The organism is Catenulispora sp. EB89, assembly GCF_041261445.1.
In the GTDB taxonomy this organism is placed as follows: Bacteria; Actinomycetota; Actinomycetes; order Streptomycetales; family Catenulisporaceae; genus Catenulispora.
The window spans coordinates 493,822-510,930 of sequence record NZ_JBGCCU010000004.1; the positions used below are offsets into that span (position 1 = coordinate 493,822).

General features: G+C 71.3%; 15 protein-coding genes and 1 pseudogene. All 16 read right to left on the reverse strand.

Translation table 11 applies throughout. The features are described 5' to 3' along the window. Positions 1–49 precede the first annotated feature (49 nt). The 16 genes and pseudogenes from tsf to trmD all read right to left on the reverse strand — a co-directional run bounded on the left by tsf (position 50) and on the right by trmD (position 17,085). Positions 50–880, reverse strand: coding sequence for a translation elongation factor Ts (tsf, locus tag ABH920_RS11830; protein ID WP_370348950.1), 831 nt, complete (start codon positions 878–880; stop codon positions 50–52). A 100-nt stretch (positions 881–980) separates the two neighbouring features. Next, the gene (rpsB, locus tag ABH920_RS11835) at positions 981–1,994 is read right to left on the reverse strand and encodes a 30S ribosomal protein S2 (RefSeq protein ID WP_370348951.1); all 1,014 of its coding nucleotides are present in this window, start codon (positions 1,992–1,994) and stop codon (positions 981–983) included. Positions 1,995–2,359: 365 nt separating this feature from the next. Then, entirely contained in the window at positions 2,360–2,809 is a 450-nt protein-coding gene (locus ABH920_RS11840) for a Ser-Thr-rich GPI-anchored membrane family protein (RefSeq protein ID WP_370348952.1), read from the reverse strand. Between the two features lie 125 nt (positions 2,810–2,934). Then, the gene (locus ABH920_RS11845) at positions 2,935–3,576 is read right to left on the reverse strand and encodes a peptidoglycan DD-metalloendopeptidase family protein (protein ID WP_370348953.1); all 642 of its coding nucleotides are present in this window, start codon (positions 3,574–3,576) and stop codon (positions 2,935–2,937) included. Between the two features lie 379 nt (positions 3,577–3,955). Further along, positions 3,956–4,528 (reverse strand): annotated as a pseudogene (locus ABH920_RS11850) (TetR/AcrR family transcriptional regulator); the annotation flags it as partial. Between the two features lie 67 nt (positions 4,529–4,595). Further along, a complete protein-coding gene (gene whiG / locus ABH920_RS11855; protein ID WP_370349037.1) occupies positions 4,596–5,423 on the reverse strand; it encodes an RNA polymerase sigma factor WhiG in 828 nt (275 codons plus the stop codon). A gap of 547 nt (positions 5,424–5,970) precedes the next feature. Continuing rightward, positions 5,971–6,948, reverse strand: a complete 978-nt coding sequence (locus tag ABH920_RS11860) for a tyrosine-type recombinase/integrase (protein ID WP_370348954.1) — start codon at positions 6,946–6,948, stop codon at positions 5,971–5,973. A 278-nt stretch (positions 6,949–7,226) separates the two neighbouring features. Next, positions 7,227–8,468 carry a DNA-processing protein DprA gene (gene dprA / locus ABH920_RS11865; protein ID WP_370348955.1) on the reverse strand — a complete coding sequence of 414 codons (1,242 nt, stop codon included), beginning with the start codon at positions 8,466–8,468 and terminating at the stop codon, positions 7,227–7,229. 733 nt (positions 8,469–9,201) lie between these two features. Further along, entirely contained in the window at positions 9,202–10,755 is a 1,554-nt protein-coding gene (locus ABH920_RS11870; RefSeq protein ID WP_370348956.1) for a YifB family Mg chelatase-like AAA ATPase, read from the reverse strand. Between the two features lie 627 nt (positions 10,756–11,382). After that, positions 11,383–11,859, reverse strand: coding sequence for a YraN family protein (locus tag ABH920_RS11875; protein WP_370348957.1), 477 nt, complete (start codon positions 11,857–11,859; stop codon positions 11,383–11,385). A 215-nt stretch (positions 11,860–12,074) separates the two neighbouring features. Continuing rightward, on the reverse strand, positions 12,075–12,383 hold the full coding sequence (locus tag ABH920_RS11880) for a DUF2469 domain-containing protein (protein ID WP_012785735.1): 309 nt from the start codon (positions 12,381–12,383) through the stop codon (positions 12,075–12,077). Positions 12,384–12,423: 40 nt separating this feature from the next. Beyond that, positions 12,424–13,098, reverse strand: a complete 675-nt coding sequence (locus ABH920_RS11885) for a ribonuclease HII (protein WP_194915428.1) — start codon at positions 13,096–13,098, stop codon at positions 12,424–12,426. Between the two features lie 114 nt (positions 13,099–13,212). After that, positions 13,213–14,568 (reverse strand): signal peptidase I, encoded by a 1,356-nt coding sequence (lepB, locus tag ABH920_RS11890; protein ID WP_370348958.1) that lies wholly within the window; start codon positions 14,566–14,568, stop codon positions 13,213–13,215. 99 nt (positions 14,569–14,667) lie between these two features. Further along, complete coding sequence (gene lepB / locus ABH920_RS11895; RefSeq protein WP_370348959.1) at positions 14,668–15,555, reverse strand: signal peptidase I; 888 nt, start codon at positions 15,553–15,555, stop codon at positions 14,668–14,670. A 192-nt stretch (positions 15,556–15,747) separates the two neighbouring features. Continuing rightward, positions 15,748–16,107, reverse strand: coding sequence for a 50S ribosomal protein L19 (gene rplS / locus ABH920_RS11900; protein WP_370348960.1), 360 nt, complete (start codon positions 16,105–16,107; stop codon positions 15,748–15,750). A 159-nt stretch (positions 16,108–16,266) separates the two neighbouring features. Continuing rightward, positions 16,267–17,085 (reverse strand): tRNA (guanosine(37)-N1)-methyltransferase TrmD, encoded by an 819-nt coding sequence (trmD, locus tag ABH920_RS11905; RefSeq protein WP_370348961.1) that lies wholly within the window; start codon positions 17,083–17,085, stop codon positions 16,267–16,269. Positions 17,086–17,109: the final 24 nt, after the last annotated feature.

Here is a 17,109-nt window from a genome sequence, read left to right on the forward strand (position 1 = left end):
CGGCTCCTTCGACGTAGCTATTCGGTGCTCTTTAGTTTTTCAGATCCGGTCAGCTACCGACGCGGAACCGCGCGAAACGCTTAAGCGTGACGCCGTTCTCGTCGAGAATCTTCTTCACGGTCTTCTTCGGGTCCTTGGCGAACGCCTGCTCCAGGACGACGTTCTCCTTGAAGAAGCCGTTGACCCGGCCCTCGATGATCTTCGGCAGCGCGGCCTCCGGCTTGCCCTCCTCGCGGGAGGTCTCCTCGGCCAGGCGCTTCTCGGTCTCCACGACGTCGGCCGGGACCTCGTCGCGGGTCAGGTAGGTCGGCGAGAACGCGGCGATGTGCTGCGCGATGTCCTTGGCGACCTCGGCGTTCTCCTTGTCCAGCTCGACCAGGACGCCGATCTGGGCCGGGATGTCCGGGGAGGTCTTGTGCAGGTAGGAGGCGACGTAGCCGTCGTGGAACTGCGCGAAGCGGCGCAGCTCGATCTTCTCACCCAGCGTGGCGTTGGCCGAGTCCAGGAAGACCTGCACGGTCTGGCCCGGCTCGATCTCCGAGGCCAGCAGCGCCTCGACGTCGGCCGGCTTGGCGTTCACGACGTGCGCGAGCACGGTGGCCGCCACGGTCTGGAACGCCTCGCCCTTGGCGACGAAGTCGGTCTCGCAGTTCAGCTCGATCAGGGTGCCGGACACGCCGTCCACAGCGCTGGCGACCAGGCCGTTGGAGGCCGAGCGGCCCTCGCGCTTGGTGACGCCCTTCAGACCCTTGACGCGCAGGAACTCGACAGCCTTGTCGAGATCGCCGTCGGTCTCCTCCAGCGCCTTCTTGCAGTCCATCATGCCGGCGGCGGTGAGCTCGCGGAGCTTCTTGACGTCGGCGGCGGTGTAGTTCGCCATGGTTACTCGTCCTTAAGAGTGGATCGTCGTGGATCGGCTTCCGGCGCGCCGGACGGGGTCACCGCCCGGCGCACCGCGGAAATCAACCAGTCGGACCGGCTCAGGCCTGCGCGTCCTCGGCCGGAGCGGCCGGGGCCTCGGCGGCCTCCGCAGCCGGCGCCTCCTCGGCCGGAGCCTCGGCAGCGGCCGGAGCCTCGGCGGCGGCGGCCGGAGCCTCGACAGCCGGGGTCTCGGCAGCCGGGGTCTCGGCGACCGGAGCCTCGGCGGCCGGGGCAGCCGGGGCGGCGTCGGCGGCGACCGGGGGGACGGTGGCGGCCTCGGCGGCCTTGGCGTCGTCCACGGCCAGCAGGTCGCGCTCCCAGTCGGCCAGCGGCTCGTCGACGGCGACGGTGCCGGCCTGCTCGCCCTCGGCGGCCTTGCTGCCGGCGCGGGCCATCAGGCCCTCGGCGACGGCGTCGGCCACGACGCGGGTCAGCAGCGCGACGGAGCGGATCGCGTCGTCGTTGCCCGGGATCTTGTAGTCGACCTCGTCCGGGTCGCAGTTGGTGTCCAGGATCGCCACGACCGGGATGCGCAGCTTGCGCGCCTCGCCGACGGCGATGTGCTCCTTCTTGGTGTCGACGATCCACACCGCGGACGGGACGCGGGACATGTCCCGGATGCCGCCCAGAGTGCGCTCCAGCTTCTCCTTCTCGCGGCGCTGGACCAGCAGCTCCTTCTTGGTCATGCCGGAGCCCGCGACGTCGTCGAAGTCGATCTCCTCCAGCTCGCGAAGGCGCTGGATCCGCTTGTAGACGGTGCTGAAGTTGGTCAGCATGCCGCCCAGCCAGCGGTGGTTCACGTACGGCATGCCCACGCGCGTCGCCTGCTCGGCGATGGCTTCCTGGGCCTGCTTCTTGGTGCCGATGAACATCACCGTGCCGCCGTGCGCGACGGTCTGCTTGACGAACTCGTAGGCGCGGTCGATGTACGACAGCGACTGCTGCAGGTCGATGATGTAGATGCTGTTGCGCTCGGTGAGGATGAAACGCTTCATCTTCGGGTTCCAGCGCCGGGTCTGGTGCCCGAAGTGCACGCCGCTCTCCAGGAGCTGGCGCATCGTGACGACGGCCATGCCGTGTCCTCCTTGGTCGGATCTCGGTTGTCCCTGGTGACCGGCAATCACGGCGACGAGGCGGTTGAGCCTTGTCGCCGAGCAGGCCCGGGGCGCTGTACCGCTCGCCGGGCTTGCGCTGGGAGGGCGGACCGAGGCGCCTCGGGGCCGTCTGGCCTTACGGTTGGACGGCTGCCGGACACGCGAAGTCAGCCAGAGGGGACTCCGGCTGCTGAGAGCAGTCTACCGGGCCGCGGGGAGGAGTTTTCCCACGCGGGCCGGAGCCGAGTGGACACGGTGCGTTTCGGGGCGGGGGCCGGGGGCGGTCTTCGGGGGTGGTGGGGTGGGTGGGGGTGGTGGGTTCGGGGGGTGTGGCTGGGGCGCACCTATGCGGGCTGGGGCTCCGGCTCGGCGATGGTGAGCACCCGGCTGTAGACGGTCAGCGGATCCGCGCTGGAGATGCTGATGGCGTAGTCGCCGCCGGGCGGTACATCGGGGACCTCGATGGTGACCTTCTTCTCGGCCGGATCTACGCCGCGGGCCAGCGTGAAGAATGCCAGCCGACCGAAGTTCGGCCCCGAGCGGTCGCCGGTCTGCCGGACCAGCGTCACGTCCAGGGGACGCTGCACGTCGCCGCGCAGGTCCCAGGTCACGTCGATCTCCTCGGCGGGCGACCACACCGCGTCGTCCCCGGGATAGGTGATTTCCAGCCGGTCGGCGGTGGGGAGCGTGGTCGAGGCGGAGTGCACGCGCCACCGTCCTTTGGAGGGAGATTCGTCGACCTTGGCGTCCAGCTTCCCGAGGTTCTTGCCCAGGCTCATCGGTTCGGCCCTCACTTCTCGCTCGCTCGGTCGGTCGGTCGGTCGGTCGGTGACTGGGCCGAGGACATCGCGGCCCGCGTCCGACGCTAGGCGCGGCGGCCGAGGAGCGCTCTTCCGGACTGCGCCTTGTGAGGCTGCGCCTACCTCACACCCCACACCGGCAACAACCGCACCGGGCCGCGCTGCAGAAGCCCGACCGGATTGAGGTAGCGCTCGGCGTGCCCGAAGCCGCGCACGAGGCCCCAGTGCAGACAGGTCCGCGGCGCGCAGTGGTTGGCGGGAGAGTCCACGAGATGGCCGATGAGCTGACCGGTCCGCACCTTGTCCCCGACCTTCACCACGGGATCGACAGGCTCGTAGGTGGTACGCAGCGTGTCGCGACCCGGAGCGGTGTGATCGATGGCGACGACGGGACGGCCGAAGAGCGTGCCCGCGTAACTGACGGTGCCCTGGCCGGCGGCAAGAACCTCCTGCCCGGGACCGCCGAGAAGGTCGACGCCACGATGACCGGTCTGCCAGCGCTTCGCCGGCGGCTGGAAGGGATGGACGACGACCGGACGCCGCGCACCGGGAGGCGGCGTGAGCGGCCAGGTCCAGGTACGGGCGGGATCGTGCGGGGGCCCGGGTGGCGGCGGGACGGGCTGGGCCTGTTTCGCACCCTTGGAGATGGAGGTGCCAGAGACGGCAGCGAGAAGACGCGGACCGGAGTACGCCAAGGCCGGCAGCGCAACAGAGAGCGCGATGGCGATGGCGGCGAGCGCCAGGGTTCTGCGGAGGCGCATGCGGCCAGGATGGTGCGGGGGTTAGGGGATGTCACGGATTCGTAGTGCTTTTGAGTTATTTGTCGGATTGTTAGGGGACTGGGACGTGGGTCGCTGCGCTCAGCGCTGCCCGCACTCACCGGCTCGCTTCTAGTCCGGTCTGCCCTGCTCTCGGCGCCGGATCGTGCGCGCGGGCCATCGCGCGTGCCGAGCTGCCACACCAGGCGGCTCCGCGCCGGATCGTGCGCGCGGGGCCGTCTCACGTGCCAAGCTGCCACACCGGGCGGTTCGGGTGGCTACGTCAGCTCGCTGACGTCGCGCGCCGCCGCGTATTCCCCCCAGGCTGCGGCCGCGTCTGGCCGGCCTGGGCGTTCAGCGCCTGCGTGTGGCGGCGGGCCGAGCCGAGGCCGCCGAACAGCACCATCGAGACAGCGGTCTCGGTGACCTCCGCCGGGTCCGCCCCGAGGCTGATGCGCTTGGCCGCGGCGTCGACCGTGCCCTGCACCAGCGCGGCGGCCAGGCGCGGCTCCGGGTGGCCGAGGGCGCGCAGGACGCCGATGCCGAGGTCGAGCATCCAGCCGTGTGCCGCGCGGATGCGGTCGCGGGCGTCGCCGTCGAGTTCCTGGCCGGACAGGGCCAGCAGGGCGCGGTGCCCCGGTTCGGAGACCAGGCCCAGCTGGCGGCGGACGTAGGCGGCGAGCTGCCGTTCGGCCGTGGACTCGGCCGCCATCGCCGCGCGGACCTCGCCGATCCAGGCCGGGAACTCGTGCGCGACCAGGGCCTCGATCACGTCGGCGCGGGACTTGAAGTACTCGTACACGCTCGAGCGTGCGAGCCCGGTCGCCTTGGCCAGCGCCGGAAACGTCAACGCGGCGACACCGCCCTCGGCCACCAGGTCGCGCGCCGCCTCGAGCAGCGCGCGGCGCTGCATCTCCCGGTGCTCGACGACGGTGGCGGCACGGATCCTGGGCATGCGCACTAAGGTGCCGCGTCCACACACCTGTACACAACCCGGCGTTGAGAACGGTCCGATGAAGGTCCTACTCCTTCGCGGACAACTTGCCGCGCAGCGTCAGCACCGCCTTGGTGTGGATCTGGCACACCCGGCTCTCGCTGACGCCGAGCACCTCGCCGATCTGCGCGAGCGTCATGCCCTCGAAGTAGTAGAGCGTGACGACCGTCTTGTCCCGCTCCGGCAGCGAGTTCACCGCGCGCGCCAGCAAAGCCCGCGTCTCCTGCACCTCGAAGAGCGCCACGGGGTCGGGCGCGTCGCCGTCCTCCAACGTCTCCATGAGCGGAATCCGGTCCCCGGACTGCGTCGGCAGCGCGAGCAGCTCGTCGAGCGCCGCGACGTTCACCAACGACAGCTTGCTGAAGATCTGCCGCAGCTCCCCGAGCCCGATCCCCAACTCCCGCGCGATCTCCGCCTCACTCGGCGTCCGCCCGAACTCCTGCTCCAGCCGCACCGACGCCTGCTCGATCTCCCGCGCCTTCTGCCGCAACGACCGCGGAATCCAGTCCAGCGCCCGCAGCTCGTCGATGATGGCGCCGCGGATCCGCGCGATGGCATACGTCTCGAACTTGACGTGCCGATGCGGCTCGAAGCGCTCGATCGCGTCGATGAGCCCGAAGATGCCGGAGGAGACGAAGTCGGCGGAGTCCAGCGCCCCGGGCAGGCCGACGCGGACGCGGCCGGCGACGTACTTCACCAGCGGGGAGTAGTGGAGGATCAGGCGCTCGCGGAGGCCCAGGTCGCCGGTGCGCTTGAAGTCGTCCCAGAGGATGTCCAGGGCGGTGGCGGCGGGCTCTTCAGCGGCCTCGCCGGTGGGGTTGTCGGAGGCCGAGGGGTTGGGTGCGCTTGTGGGCAGGCGTGACTCGGTGTTCGGCGGTGGGGCGGCGCTCGGCGGTGGGGCGGTGTTGGGCGGTGGGGCGGCGTGCCGCGATGACTCGGTGTTGGGCGATGGGTCGGCGCTCGGCCGTGGGTCGGCGTGCGGCGACGACTCGGTGTTGGGCGCTGGCTCGGCGCTCGGCGGTGGGTCGATGTTCGGCGCTGGGTCGGCGGCGCCCCCGGACACGGGGAAAGCGGGCGAGGTTTTGGCTGCGTCGCCATCGGCACCACGGATGCCGTCCAGGCTGCTGCTGTGGTCCATGTGCTCGCTCAGGGCCCGGGTTCCGGCGCTCGGGGCCGGGAGCGTGACGGGCGGGGCGGGCTTGGCCGCGTCGTCGTCGGACGCGGTGGCGTCGGCCGCGGCGTGCGGCGTGCGGGGGTGGTTGGCGGCGGGGGCGGAGTCGCGCGACGGCGTGCGCTCATCCGGGGTGTGACCTGCCCGGGGACGCGGGGCAGCCGCGACCTGCGACGCCGCGTCGGCGACGCCGGGGGCCGCTGCGGGCTGCGCCTGGTCGAGGACGCTGTCCTCACGCCCGCGGGTGGGACTGGGCATACCGTGCCTTGATCCGCTCTGCCGTCACATGGGTGTAGATCTGGGTTGTTGCGAGCGTAGCGTGACCGAGGAGCTCTTGAACGTCACGAAGATCCGCGCCCCCCTCGATCAGGTGAGTCGCGGCGGTGTGGCGGAAACCGTGGGGGCCGGTGTCCGGGGTGTTGGGGGTCGCGCGCAGGCGGGCGTGGACGAGGCGGCGGACGACGGCGGGGTCGATGCGGGAGCCGCGGGCGCCGAGGAAGACCGCTTCGGTGTCTTTGACAGTTTTCTGGTTTCCCCCTCCCCCACCCACCCACCCAGCTGCCGCAACGGCACGCTTGCCGCCGTTCGCGCGCGCGGCGGCCAGCACGCTGCCGCGCGCGGAGTCCGCCAGCCACGCGCGCAGCGCACGCTCGGCCGGCACGCCGAACGGCACCGTGCGGTCGCGTCCGCCCTTGCCGGACAGGCGGGCGGTGCGGCGCGCGAAGTCCACGTCGTCCACGTTCAGCGCGCACACCTCGGACACGCGGGCCGCCGTGGCGTACAGGAACTCCAGGATGGCCACGTCTCGGAGCGCCAACGGTTCCGTCGGGCGCGTCGCGGCGTCGTCGGCGGCCGTCGCGAGCGCGTCGGACATCTGGCGCTGCGACAGGACTGTCGGCAACGGCGAGCGCGGTTTCGGCGTCACCAGGCGGACCAGCCCGGGCAGCGAGGCCTCGCGGCCCCACGCACGTGCGGCTGCCGTGCGTCGCGCCAGGGTGGCTCGGGCCGCTCCGGATTCGGCCGTCTCGGCGAGCCAGGACCTTGCGACGTCCAGACCGATCTCCGTGGGCCGCCCGACGCCGGCGCGCTCGGCGAAGGCGAACAGGTCCACGAGGTCGGCGACGTAGCCACGCACCGTGTGCGGGGACAACCTGCGCGCCCGCAGATCCTCCTCGAAGCGGTCCAGGGCCGCCCGGTACGCGTCGTCCACGTCACCAGCCTACGTCGGATGACGCTCCAGGAGCAGGTCGGCAGTCCGGGCAATCGCTCCGGGATCCGACCCGCGCCAGGTGACGGCTCCGCCGCGGCGGTTCCGGACCCGGGCGCGGCGCGGACCTGCACGGGGGCGAGGGGAAGGGGTCGGGGTGCGGTCGATCTCGGCTCCTTTCTCGAGGGGGAAATCGGATACGGGTCCTGAGTCGAATCGCGAGTGAGGCTGACAACGAGACGGTGAGTCGGCGGCGGCATTCGTAGGGCTCCGCTGCGGGCTCACGGGAGCAGGCGCGCGCACCACCCCCTCTCCTCACGGTCCACCCAGCCGGCCGCGGTGAGCCGGTTCAGCGCCTGGTGCACGGTGCGGGGCTCGAGACCCGCGGCCAGGGCGGCTTCGACGGTGTCGAGCGTGCCCCGACCGGCGACCGGGAGCGCGTCCAGCACGCGGGCCGCGATCGGGTCGAGGGAGTCGCGGGGGCGTCGGGAGCTGGTGCGCTCGGCCAGGTCGGCGCCGAGTTCGCCGAGTTGTTCGATGACTTCGGCGGCCCTGGTGACCAGGAGTGCGCCGTCACGGATCAGTTGGTGGGTGCCCTCGGAGGCTTCCGACGTGACCGGGCCCGGCACCGCGAGCACCGGACGGCCGAGTTCGTCGGCGAGGCGCGCGGTGACGAGGGAGCCGCTGCGAGCCGCCGCTTCCACGACGACGGTCCCGAGGCCCAGCGCCGCGATGACGCGGTTGCGGTCGAGGAACCTGAAGCGGCTGACGGAGGTGCCCGGCGGCAGTTCGGAGACGACGAGGCCGTCGGAGGCGATCGCTCCGATCAGCGCCTCGTGGCCGGCGGGATAGACGAGGTCGATGCCGCAGGCGAGCGCCGCGACCGTCACGCCGCGCGCGGCCAGCGCTCCGCGGTGGGCGGCGCCGTCGATACCGCGTGCGGCACCGGAGATCACGGCCCACCCGCGCTCGGCCAGGCCAGCCGCGAGCTCGCCAGCGACGTGCATGCCGTAACCGGTGGCGATGCGCGCGCCGACGATGGACACGGCGCGCCGCGACGCCGCGACCAGATCGGCCGTGCCGAGGAACCACATGCCGAGCGGGGCGGCGTCGCCGAGATCGTCGAGCGCCGCCGGCCATTGCGGGTCGGCCGGGATGACGTAACGGGCGCCCGTCTTCTCGCCGACGGCGAGATTGGCGTCGGGATCGGCGCGGTAGCAGCGGGTCTGGAGCGTGTTGGCGCGGGCGATGAGGGCCGCGCGGTCGCCGGCCGACGTTTCGTCTTGGGACGACAGGAGGTCCGCAGCACTTCCGGAGAGGAGCGCCGAGGCGACGGTCGGGGCGCCGAAGCGAGCGACGAGGCGGCAGAGCAGCGCGTCGCCGGGCTCGGAGGCGTGGTGGAGGACGAGGCGCGCGCGGCGGTCCGCGGCGGTGGGGTCGTGCGGGGCGGAGGTGACGAGGACGGGTTCGGGCGCGCGGCGGAGGGTTGGCGATGGAGGGGGAGGTTCGGGGGCGGGTGGCACGGGAGGCTCGGACAGATCGTTGTCGGACGATGCGGCGCGAGGCTCTGGGGTGGTGCTTGGCGAGCGGTTGGTGGCCGCGTAGAAGAGTGAGGTCGGCGCGAGGAGCGGCTCGGGGGTGGGAGCGGTGTCGGCGGGCGGGGTCGGGGCGGCGGGTGCGTAGTACAAGGATGTCGGTGCGAGAAGCGAAGGCTCGGGGCTGGATGCGGCGGGCTCAGGAACGGCCGAGGGCGCTGCATCAGAGGGTGACTGCGCGTTGGGCGCGCTTGCGTAGAACAAGGAATTCGGCGCGAGAAGCGAAGGCTCCGGACTCGATGGGCCAGGCTCAGGAACGGCCGAAGACGCTGCATCAGAGGGTGACTGCGCGTTGGGCACGCTCGCGTAGAACAAGGAATCCGGCGCCAGGAGCGACGGCTCAGAGCTGGATGGGGCGGGCTCAGGTGCGACCGATGGCGCAGGGCCGGTCGGTGGATCAGTGTTCGAGCTCTTGTAGAAGAGCGAGTCCGGGGCGAGCAGCGATGGTTGGCGGATCGATGCACCGAGCTCCGGTGGCGGGGCGGGTTCGGGCGCGGTGGGTGGCTCGGGTCCGGTGTAGCGGGGCAGCGTGACGGTGGTCGAGAGGTCGGGGTTCGGGGTGGGTGGGGTGGCGGTGCGGGGCGTCATGGTGGGCTCCGGGGTGTCGGGGGATGCGAGCAGGGAGGTCATCGGGGGCTCCTGGGGTCGGGGGTGGGTGGGGTCAGGTGGCTAGTTGGCCGGGGAGGCCTTGGCGGAAGGCGAGGGCGGTGGCCACTTCGTCGGGGCCGGGGCGGGGGCGGCCGGCGAGGTCGGCGATGGTCCAGGCCACGCGCAGGAGGCGGTCGTAGCCTCGGGCAGTGAGGGTGCCTGCTTGGTAGCGGGCGTCGATGTCCGTGAGGCTGGCGGGGGCGGGGGCGAATTCGGCGCGGAGGGCGTTGCCGGGGATCTGGGCGTTGGTGGTCCAGGGGCGGTCCGCATAGCGGTGGGTGGCTCGGGCTCGGGCTTCGAGGACGCGGTCGCGGACGTCGGCGCTGGATTCGCCGGGGAGGGCGCCGAAGAGCTCGGCGCGGCCGACGGGGTGGACCTGGAGGCGGAGGTCGATGCGGTCGAGGAAGGGGCCGGAGAGCTTCTGGGTGTAGCGGCGGCGGGCGTCGGGGGTGCACGTGCACTGGCCGCCCGCGGTGCCGGCGCGGCCGCAGGGGCACGGGTTCATGGCCGCGACCAGGAGGAATCTGGCGGGGAAGATGACCGTGCCGGACGCTCGGGCGATGACGATCTCGCCGGCTTCGAGGGGTTCGCGCAGGGCTTCCAGAACGGCGCGCTGCATTTCGGCGATCTCGTCGGCGAACAGGACGCCGTGGTGCGCACGGCTGATCGCGCCGGGGACGATGCGGCCGGTGCCGCCGCCGACCATGCCGGCGACCGTGCAGGTGTGGTGGACGCTCTGGTAGGGCGGGTCGGTGATCAGGGGCTTGTCCCAGGGCAGGGTGCCGGAGATCGAGTGGAGGGAGGACACCTCCAGTGCCTCGGCCTCGGCCAGGGGCGGCAGGATCGAGGGGAGGCGTTCGGCGAGCAGGGTCTTGCCGGCTCCGGGGGCACCGGCCAGGAGGAGGTGGTGGCCGCCGGCCGCGGAGACCTCGAGGGCGCTGCGCGCGTCGTACTGGCCGAGGACGTCGGCCATGTCGGGCAGGGGGCGCGGGGAGCGCAGGGGGCCGGTGCGCGGGGCGGTGTCCTGTGGGAGGGGTTCGGCGTCAGGGATCTCTGTGCCCTGGAGGAAGGCGACGACCTGGGCCAGCGAGCGCATGCCGTGGACTTCGAGGCCGGATATCTGGGAGGCCTCCAGGGTGTTGGGCTCGGCGACGAAGACCTTGGTCAGGCCGTTGTCGCGGGCGGCGCGGGCGGCCGGGAGCACGCCGCGGACCGGGCGCAGGCGGCCGTCGAGGCAGAGTTCGGCGAGGAACATGGCGCCTTGGAGCGACAGCTGGCTGACAGTGCCGTCGGCGGCGAGCGCGCAGGCCGCGACGGCGAGGTCGAAGGCCGAACCCTCCTTGCGGACCCAGGCCGGAGACAGGCCGACGGTCACGTTGCCGTCCGGCCAGCGGTGGCCGGAGTTGTAGGCGGCGGCGCGGGCCCGGTCGCGGCACTCGGACAGGACGGTGTCACGCAGGCCGAGGATCTGGGTGCGGGTGGCGCCGCGGGTCACGTTGACCTCGACCTCGACGACGACGCCCTGGGTGCCGTTGAGGGCCACGGCGTGGGTGCGCGCGATGCTCATGGCCGGACCGCCTGGGGAGGAGCGCTGAGGCGAGGGGCTTCGGTGCGACGGTGGCGGCCGAGGTACGGCAGGGGCGGGAGCCGGTCCGGGGCGGCGGAGAGGGCCGGGCCGAGACGGATCGCGGCGGTGATGAACGCTTGGGCGACGCGGTGCTGGTCGGAAATATCGACACAGCAGGTGGTGGAGATAGCGACCGCCTGAGCTGGGGCGGTGCGGACGGCGACGGCGGCGGCGATCGGGGCAGCGCAGGCGGCGGCCGGAACCGTGGCCGGGGCGGGCGCGGTGGAGGCGATCGCCGGAGCGCCGGCGGCCAGGGTGCTGGACGGAGCCCGACTAGAGCATGCGGCGACAGAAACAGCGGGGACGGCGGCGGCCGGGGCTGGGGCGGTAGAGGCAATAGACGAGACGGCCGGCGCAGCACAGGCAGCGGTCGGAGCCTGGCCAGAGCATGCAGTGGCAGAGACCGTAAGTACGGCGGCGGCCGGGGCTGGGGCGGTAGAGGCGATGGCCGGGGCACCGGCGAGAGCGGTAGTGAGTCGGGCGGCGCCGGGCGGAGTGGCGGCGATCCGGGCGGCGGGGACCTGGGCGGCGGGAGTCGGGGCGGCGGCGGTGCCGATGGCGCGCATGTCACACCGCCTGCAGGTGGTCGATGAGGGGTTCGGTGCGGCCGTCGGCGGGGAACTGGAGGCCGATGACGTCCAGGCGGATGCCGCGGACGCCGCCTCGGGGGAGGTGGGTGCGGAAGGCGGGGTCGAGGCGGTGTTCGGCGAGCCAGCGGTTGGTCAGTTTCCACAGGCGGGCTCGTTTGGCTTCGGTGATCGCGTCGAAGGGGCGGCCGCCGGTGCCTTCTCGGCGGGCCTTGACCTCGACGGTCACCAGGAGGTCGGAGGCCAGGGCGATGATGTCGAGTTCGCCGCGGACGTCGGGGCCGCGCCAGCGCCAGTTGCGGTCCAGGACGTGGTAGCCGCAGGCGGTCAGGTAGACCGCGGCGATTTCCTCGCCTTCGCGGCCCAGGCGGGTTGGGGACATCGTGCTGTGGTCGGCCGCCGACGGGAATTCCGTCAGGTGGTGTTCGACCTCCAGGAACGGGGTTGTGCCGGTCACCTCTGAGCTCCTCCCGGTCGTTCGGTCGGCCCCGGTTTCGGGTGGGCCGCTTGGGATCGAGGGTGGCTCGGGGTGGGGGTGGGGGGCCAGGTGGGTTCGGGAGGTTGTGGATAAGTCGGGGCAAAAGGGGACGCCCGTCACTCGTGTGGCCCAGTGGGCCAGCGTGACGGGCGTCTTTGTTTGCTATTCAATTAAAATTGCGGCCGGGTGGCCTTTCAGTCGGTGGGGACTTCCAGGTCGCTCTTGGCCAGTTCCTCGACGTTCACGTCCTTGAACGTGACCACCTTGACGTTCTTCACGAACCGCGCCGGCCGGTACATGTCCCACACCCAGGCGTCGGCCATGGTCACCTCGAAGTACACCTCGCCGTCCGCCGAGCGCACCGCGAGGTCCACCTGGTTGGTCAGGTAGAAGCGGCGCTCGGTCTCGACCACGTACTTGAACAGGCCGACCACGTCGCGGTACTCGCGATAGAGCTGGAGCTCCATCTCGGTCTCGTACTTCTCGAGGTCCTCAGCGCTCATGCCCACGCTCCCCTTGGTCGGTCTTCAATCACAGTCATTGTCACCCACAACGCGGGGAAACGTTCGCCACGTTGGCATATGTGAAACGGTGCTCCGGACAAGGCCCGTGCTCCGTCAATGCGGCCTGGTGGGCGGGGGTGGAGTAGCCCTTGTGGACTTCGAAGCCGTAGGCCGGGTGGCGCTGGGCCAACTCGGTCATCATGGCGTCCCGCACGGTCTTGGCCAGCACCGACGCGGCGGCGACGCACGCGGCCACCTGGTCCCCCTTCCACATGGCAAGGCTAGGGCAGGGAAGCCCGTCGACACGGAACCCGTCCGACAGGACGTAGGAGGGGGCGACGTCCAGGCGGGCCACGGCGCGCCGCAGCGCCTCGATGTTCGCCTGGTGCAGGCCCCGGCGGTCCACCTCGGGCGCCGGTATGGCGACCCACGCATAGGACAGCGCGCGCTTCTCGATCTCCACGCGCACCCGGTCGCGGGCCTTCTCCGTGAGCAGCTTGGAGTCGGACAGGCCGGGGATGCGGCCGGAGGCCCCGGGGCGCAGGATCACGGCCGCCGCCACCAGCGGTCCGGCGCAGGCACCCCGCCCGGCCTCGTCCGCGCCGGCGACCTGAGCGAACCCGGCGCGGGCCAGAGCGCGCTCGTAGCCGTAGATCCCCGCATCGGAGCGGATGGCTACGCCGCGCGGCAGCGTGAGAGTGGGCGTCGTGGTCATCGTCTCTAACGTACAACGCGCCGGTGACGACTACGGCGGCCGCACAGGGAAGTCCCTGCCGCGGCCGCCGTAGGTCGGTGGTCAAATCACTACATAGGTAGTGAAACTACACCTCTAGTTGTTGAGGAGGTCGAGCTTCTTCAGCTTCCGACGCCGGTGGACGACCCGGATCGGCACGCCCACGGCGAACGCCGCCAGGGGCACCGCGCCGGGCGCCGACGACATGGCCTGGAAGCTCTTCTTGAACGTCGCGGGCACCGGCAGCGTCCCGAAGTGCGACGGCGGCCACACCTTCAGCACCGCGATGCCGACCACGTTCCCGACCGGCACGAAGCCGCCGGTCTGGCTGTTGATGTGGGCCCGGGAGTCCACCGACACCTCGCGGTGGTCGCCCATGACCCAGATCTTGCCCTGCGGGACGTGCACCTCGAAGGGCTCCATGGAGGGCAGGTTGCTCGGGTAGAGGTAACCCGACTCCTGCAGCGGGACGCCGTTGACGGTCACCGGCGCGCCGTTGCCCAGGCACTTCACGTCGTCGCCGCCGACCCCGATGACCCGTTTGATCAGGTCGCCGTTGTCCTCCGGCAGCAGGCCGACCGCGGTCAGGACCTTGCTGAAGACGTTCTTCGGCTTCACCGGCTCGCTGTCCAGCCAGCCGCCCGGGTCCTGGAAGACCACGATGTCGCCGCGGTTGGGCTCGTGGCCCATCCAGTTCGAGAACCGGTTCACCAGCACGCGGTCGTTGATCTCCAGCGTCTGCTGCATCGAGCCTGAGGGGATGACGAACGCCTGGACCAGGAACGTCTTGATGATGAAGGCCAGCACCAGGGCGATGGCCAGCAGGAACGGCAGTTCGACGATGAACGGCCGCGGCTTCTTCGGGAACGCGAACCGCCACACGACCGCGAACGGCAGCAGGACCCACTGCCACCAGGTGCGCGGACCGGCCGGCTCGGCCGGCTCGCGGATCGGCTCCTCGTCCTCGGGGGACGGCGAGGCGCCCTCGGGGCCGCTGCCGGAGGCGTCGGGACCCTCACCGCCGCCGGGGCCGAAAGGACCACCGGGGCCGCCCGGACCGCCCGAGCCACCAGGCCCGCCAGGACCGCCGTAACCGCCGGGCCCGCCGGCACCCGGGCCGCCGGCGCCAGGACCACCCGGTCCCTCAGGCCCGCCGTATCCGCCGTAGCCGCCGTAGTTTCCCTGCGCGGGAGCCGGCGCAGCCGCGGGGTAACCGCCCTGAGCGGTATAGCCGCCCTGTCCGGCGTACCCGCCCTGATTCCCGTAGCCGCCGGCCCCACCGGCCGCACCAGGCTGGCCAGGCTGGCCGGACTGGTCATAGCCCGACGAAGGCGCGTACCCGGAGGCCTGCGCGTAGCCGGCCCCCTGATCGTGCGCCGGATACTCGGGGCGCGGGACCACGGCCTCGCCGCGGCCGACCGGGTTGTCGGCGGTCTCGGAGCTTTCGTCCACTGTCACAGTCTGCCCTTCCGGTGACCCGCCAGGCCCGCTCGGCTTCGCTGCCGCCTGGTCCATGTCGCTGTTCCCTTCGCAATCCCTCGAAAGTTCGCTTCAGCCAAGCGGCCGCTCCGTACCCAACCGCCCGCGTAGCCGATTGGTTACGCCCGCGGGGTCCGGAAGGAGAGGCCCGCCCCGGCGGCGGCGCCGCTGCACACCGGCCCGCAGCGGCACGGCGAGCGTGAACCCCCACATGAGCGGCGGCACAGTGGCGGCGCTCTGCGCGGCCCGCGCGGGGTTCTTCAAGGAGAACGTAGAGGGAGTACCCAGACCGCTGATGCGTGTCAGCGGCCATATCCGCACGAAAGCGTGACCCTGCATGTCCGAGTACGGCACCAGCCCCTGGGAGGCTTCCTGCAGGTGCACCCGCGAGTCCCCGGAGTCGCTCCGGTGGTCGCCGAGCACGAACACAGTGTGCGGCAGCACAGTGATCGGCCCGAAGGGCGTCTGCGACGGGTCGTCCAGTTGTCCGTCGACCCCGCGGTAAAGATAGGAGTGCTCGTCCAGCGGCACGCCGTTGACCGTCACCGGCTGCCCGACGCCCTTGCACTGCACGACGTCCCCGGGCACCCCGACGACCCGCTTGATGAGGTCCTGTTCGTTGCCCTCGGGCAGCAGCCCGACCCAGGAGAACACCTTCTTGACTCCGCCGACGAAGGCGTTGTCCTTCTTGATCTCCGAGGGGTCCAGCCAGCCGCCGGGGTCCTTGAAGACCACGATCTGGCCGCGCTGCGGGGTCCAGCCGAACCACGGGGTGAGCTTGTTCACCAGCACGCGGTCCCCGGGCTCGATGGTGTGCTGCATGGACTCCGACGGGATGAAGTAGGCCTGGACGAAGAACGTCTTGATCACCAGGGCGAGCAACAGCGCGACCCCGAACAGGATCGGCAGTTCCTTCCACAACTTCACCGGTTTCAGCCGGCGCCTTTGCCCCTTGGCCACCGGCCGCACCCTAGCCTGTTCGTCGTCGGGTCCGCACGACCCGGGTCAGCACATCTGGACAGACAGGAACAGCCGTTCCCAGTCGAACAAGTTATAGGACTTGCCTGAGGATTGTGTAAACGGCTCCGGGCCACGTCCTCGTGGTGAGAACGTGGCCCGGAGCCGTGGAAAAGCGTGCCGGAAGGCGCAGGCTCAGTGGCCCGCGACCGCCTCGCGCTTCTCCTTGATCTTCGCCTTCTTGCCGCGCAGGTCGCGCAGGTAGTACAGCTTCGCCCGACGGACGTCACCGCGGGTCACGACCTCGATCTTCTCGATGATCGGGGTGTGCAGCGGGAAGGTGCGCTCCACGCCGACGCTGAAGCTGACCTTGCGGACGGTGAACGTCTCGCGCACGCCGGAGCCCTGGCGGCGGATGACGACGCCCTTGAACTGCTGGATGCGGGAGCGGTTGCCCTCGACGACCCTGACGTGCACGTTGACGGTGTCGCCGGGACGGAAGTCCGGGACGTCGATGCGCATCGACAGCTCGTCGATGGTGGACAGCTTGTCCATGATCTCTCCTCGTGGACGCCACAGGTCGGCCACGGCTTGGGTGGTGAAACCAGATTCCGGCTTGAAATCGCCGTGGGCGGGTCCCCCTGTGGCAGGGCGCGTCCGGCGGGCAGGTGGCTGTGCCTAGGAAGGACCGGCACCTGCTCAAGCAATACCGGCCTAGTCTGACACAGCGTCGGGGTCGAAACGAAATCCGCCGGGGGTCTGCGACCAGCCCAAAGCCTCCAGGCGGGCCCGGTCCTTCTTGTCCAGCGCGGCGGGGTCCAGGGCGGCGATCAGATCGGGGCGCATCGCAGCGGTGCGCTCCAGCGCCTGGTCCCGACGCCAGCGCGCGATCAGCGCGTGGTTACCGGACAGCAGCACCGGCGGGACCTCGCGGCCGTCCCAACTCGCGGGCTTCGTATATACGGGCCCCTCCAGGAGCCCTGCCATACCGCCCTCAGAGGAGTGCCCGAAGGAATCGTCCTTAGCAGACTCCGCATTGCCCAGGACGCCGGGCAGAAGACGACCCACGGCCTCGACCATCACCAAGACCGCGACCTCTCCCCCGGCCAACACATAGTCGCCGATGGAGAGCTCTTCTACAGGCATCCGCTCTGCGGCGGCCTCTATGAACCGCCGGTCGATCCCCTCATAGCGCGCCGGGGCGAACACCAGGTGCGAAGCGGTCGCGAGGTCTTCGGCGACCCGCTGGGTGAACGGCCGGCCCGACGGCGTCGGCACGATCAGCCGCGCCCCGGCCTCCGACCCCGGCGGCACGATCTGGGTCAGCGCCTCCGACCACGGCTCGGGCTTCATCACCATGCCCGGCCCGCCGCCGCACGGCGAGTCGTCCACGGTGTTGTGCCGGTCGTGGGTCCAGTCGCGCAGCTCGTGCACGCGCACGTCGAGGATCCCGGCGGCCGCCGCCTTGCCGATCAGCGAGACGTCCAGCGGCGCCAGGTACTCGGGGAAGATGGTGACGATGTCGATGCGCATGGGGTGACCGTTCTCGCCGCTCGC

What these genes read in the sequence shown, in the direction of transcription:
- trmD (WP_370348961.1), bottom strand. Translation starts at nt 17,085, where the DNA reads ATGCGCATCGACATCGTCACCATCTTCCCCGAGTACCTGGCGCCGCTG.
- tsf (WP_370348950.1), bottom strand. Translation starts at nt 880, where the DNA reads ATGGCGAACTACACCGCCGCCGACGTCAAGAAGCTCCGCGAGCTCACC.
- ABH920_RS11885 (WP_194915428.1), bottom strand. Translation starts at nt 13,098, where the DNA reads ATGACCACGACGCCCACTCTCACGCTGCCGCGCGGCGTAGCCATCCGC.
- rpsB (WP_370348951.1), bottom strand. Translation starts at nt 1,994, where the DNA reads ATGGCCGTCGTCACGATGCGCCAGCTCCTGGAGAGCGGCGTGCACTTC.
- rplS (WP_370348960.1), bottom strand. Translation starts at nt 16,107, where the DNA reads ATGGACAAGCTGTCCACCATCGACGAGCTGTCGATGCGCATCGACGTC.
- ABH920_RS11880 (WP_012785735.1), bottom strand. Translation starts at nt 12,383, where the DNA reads ATGAGCGCTGAGGACCTCGAGAAGTACGAGACCGAGATGGAGCTCCAG.
- ABH920_RS11845 (WP_370348953.1), bottom strand. Translation starts at nt 3,576, where the DNA reads ATGCGCCTCCGCAGAACCCTGGCGCTCGCCGCCATCGCCATCGCGCTC.
- ABH920_RS11870 (WP_370348956.1), bottom strand. Translation starts at nt 10,755, where the DNA reads ATGAGCATCGCGCGCACCCACGCCGTGGCCCTCAACGGCACCCAGGGC.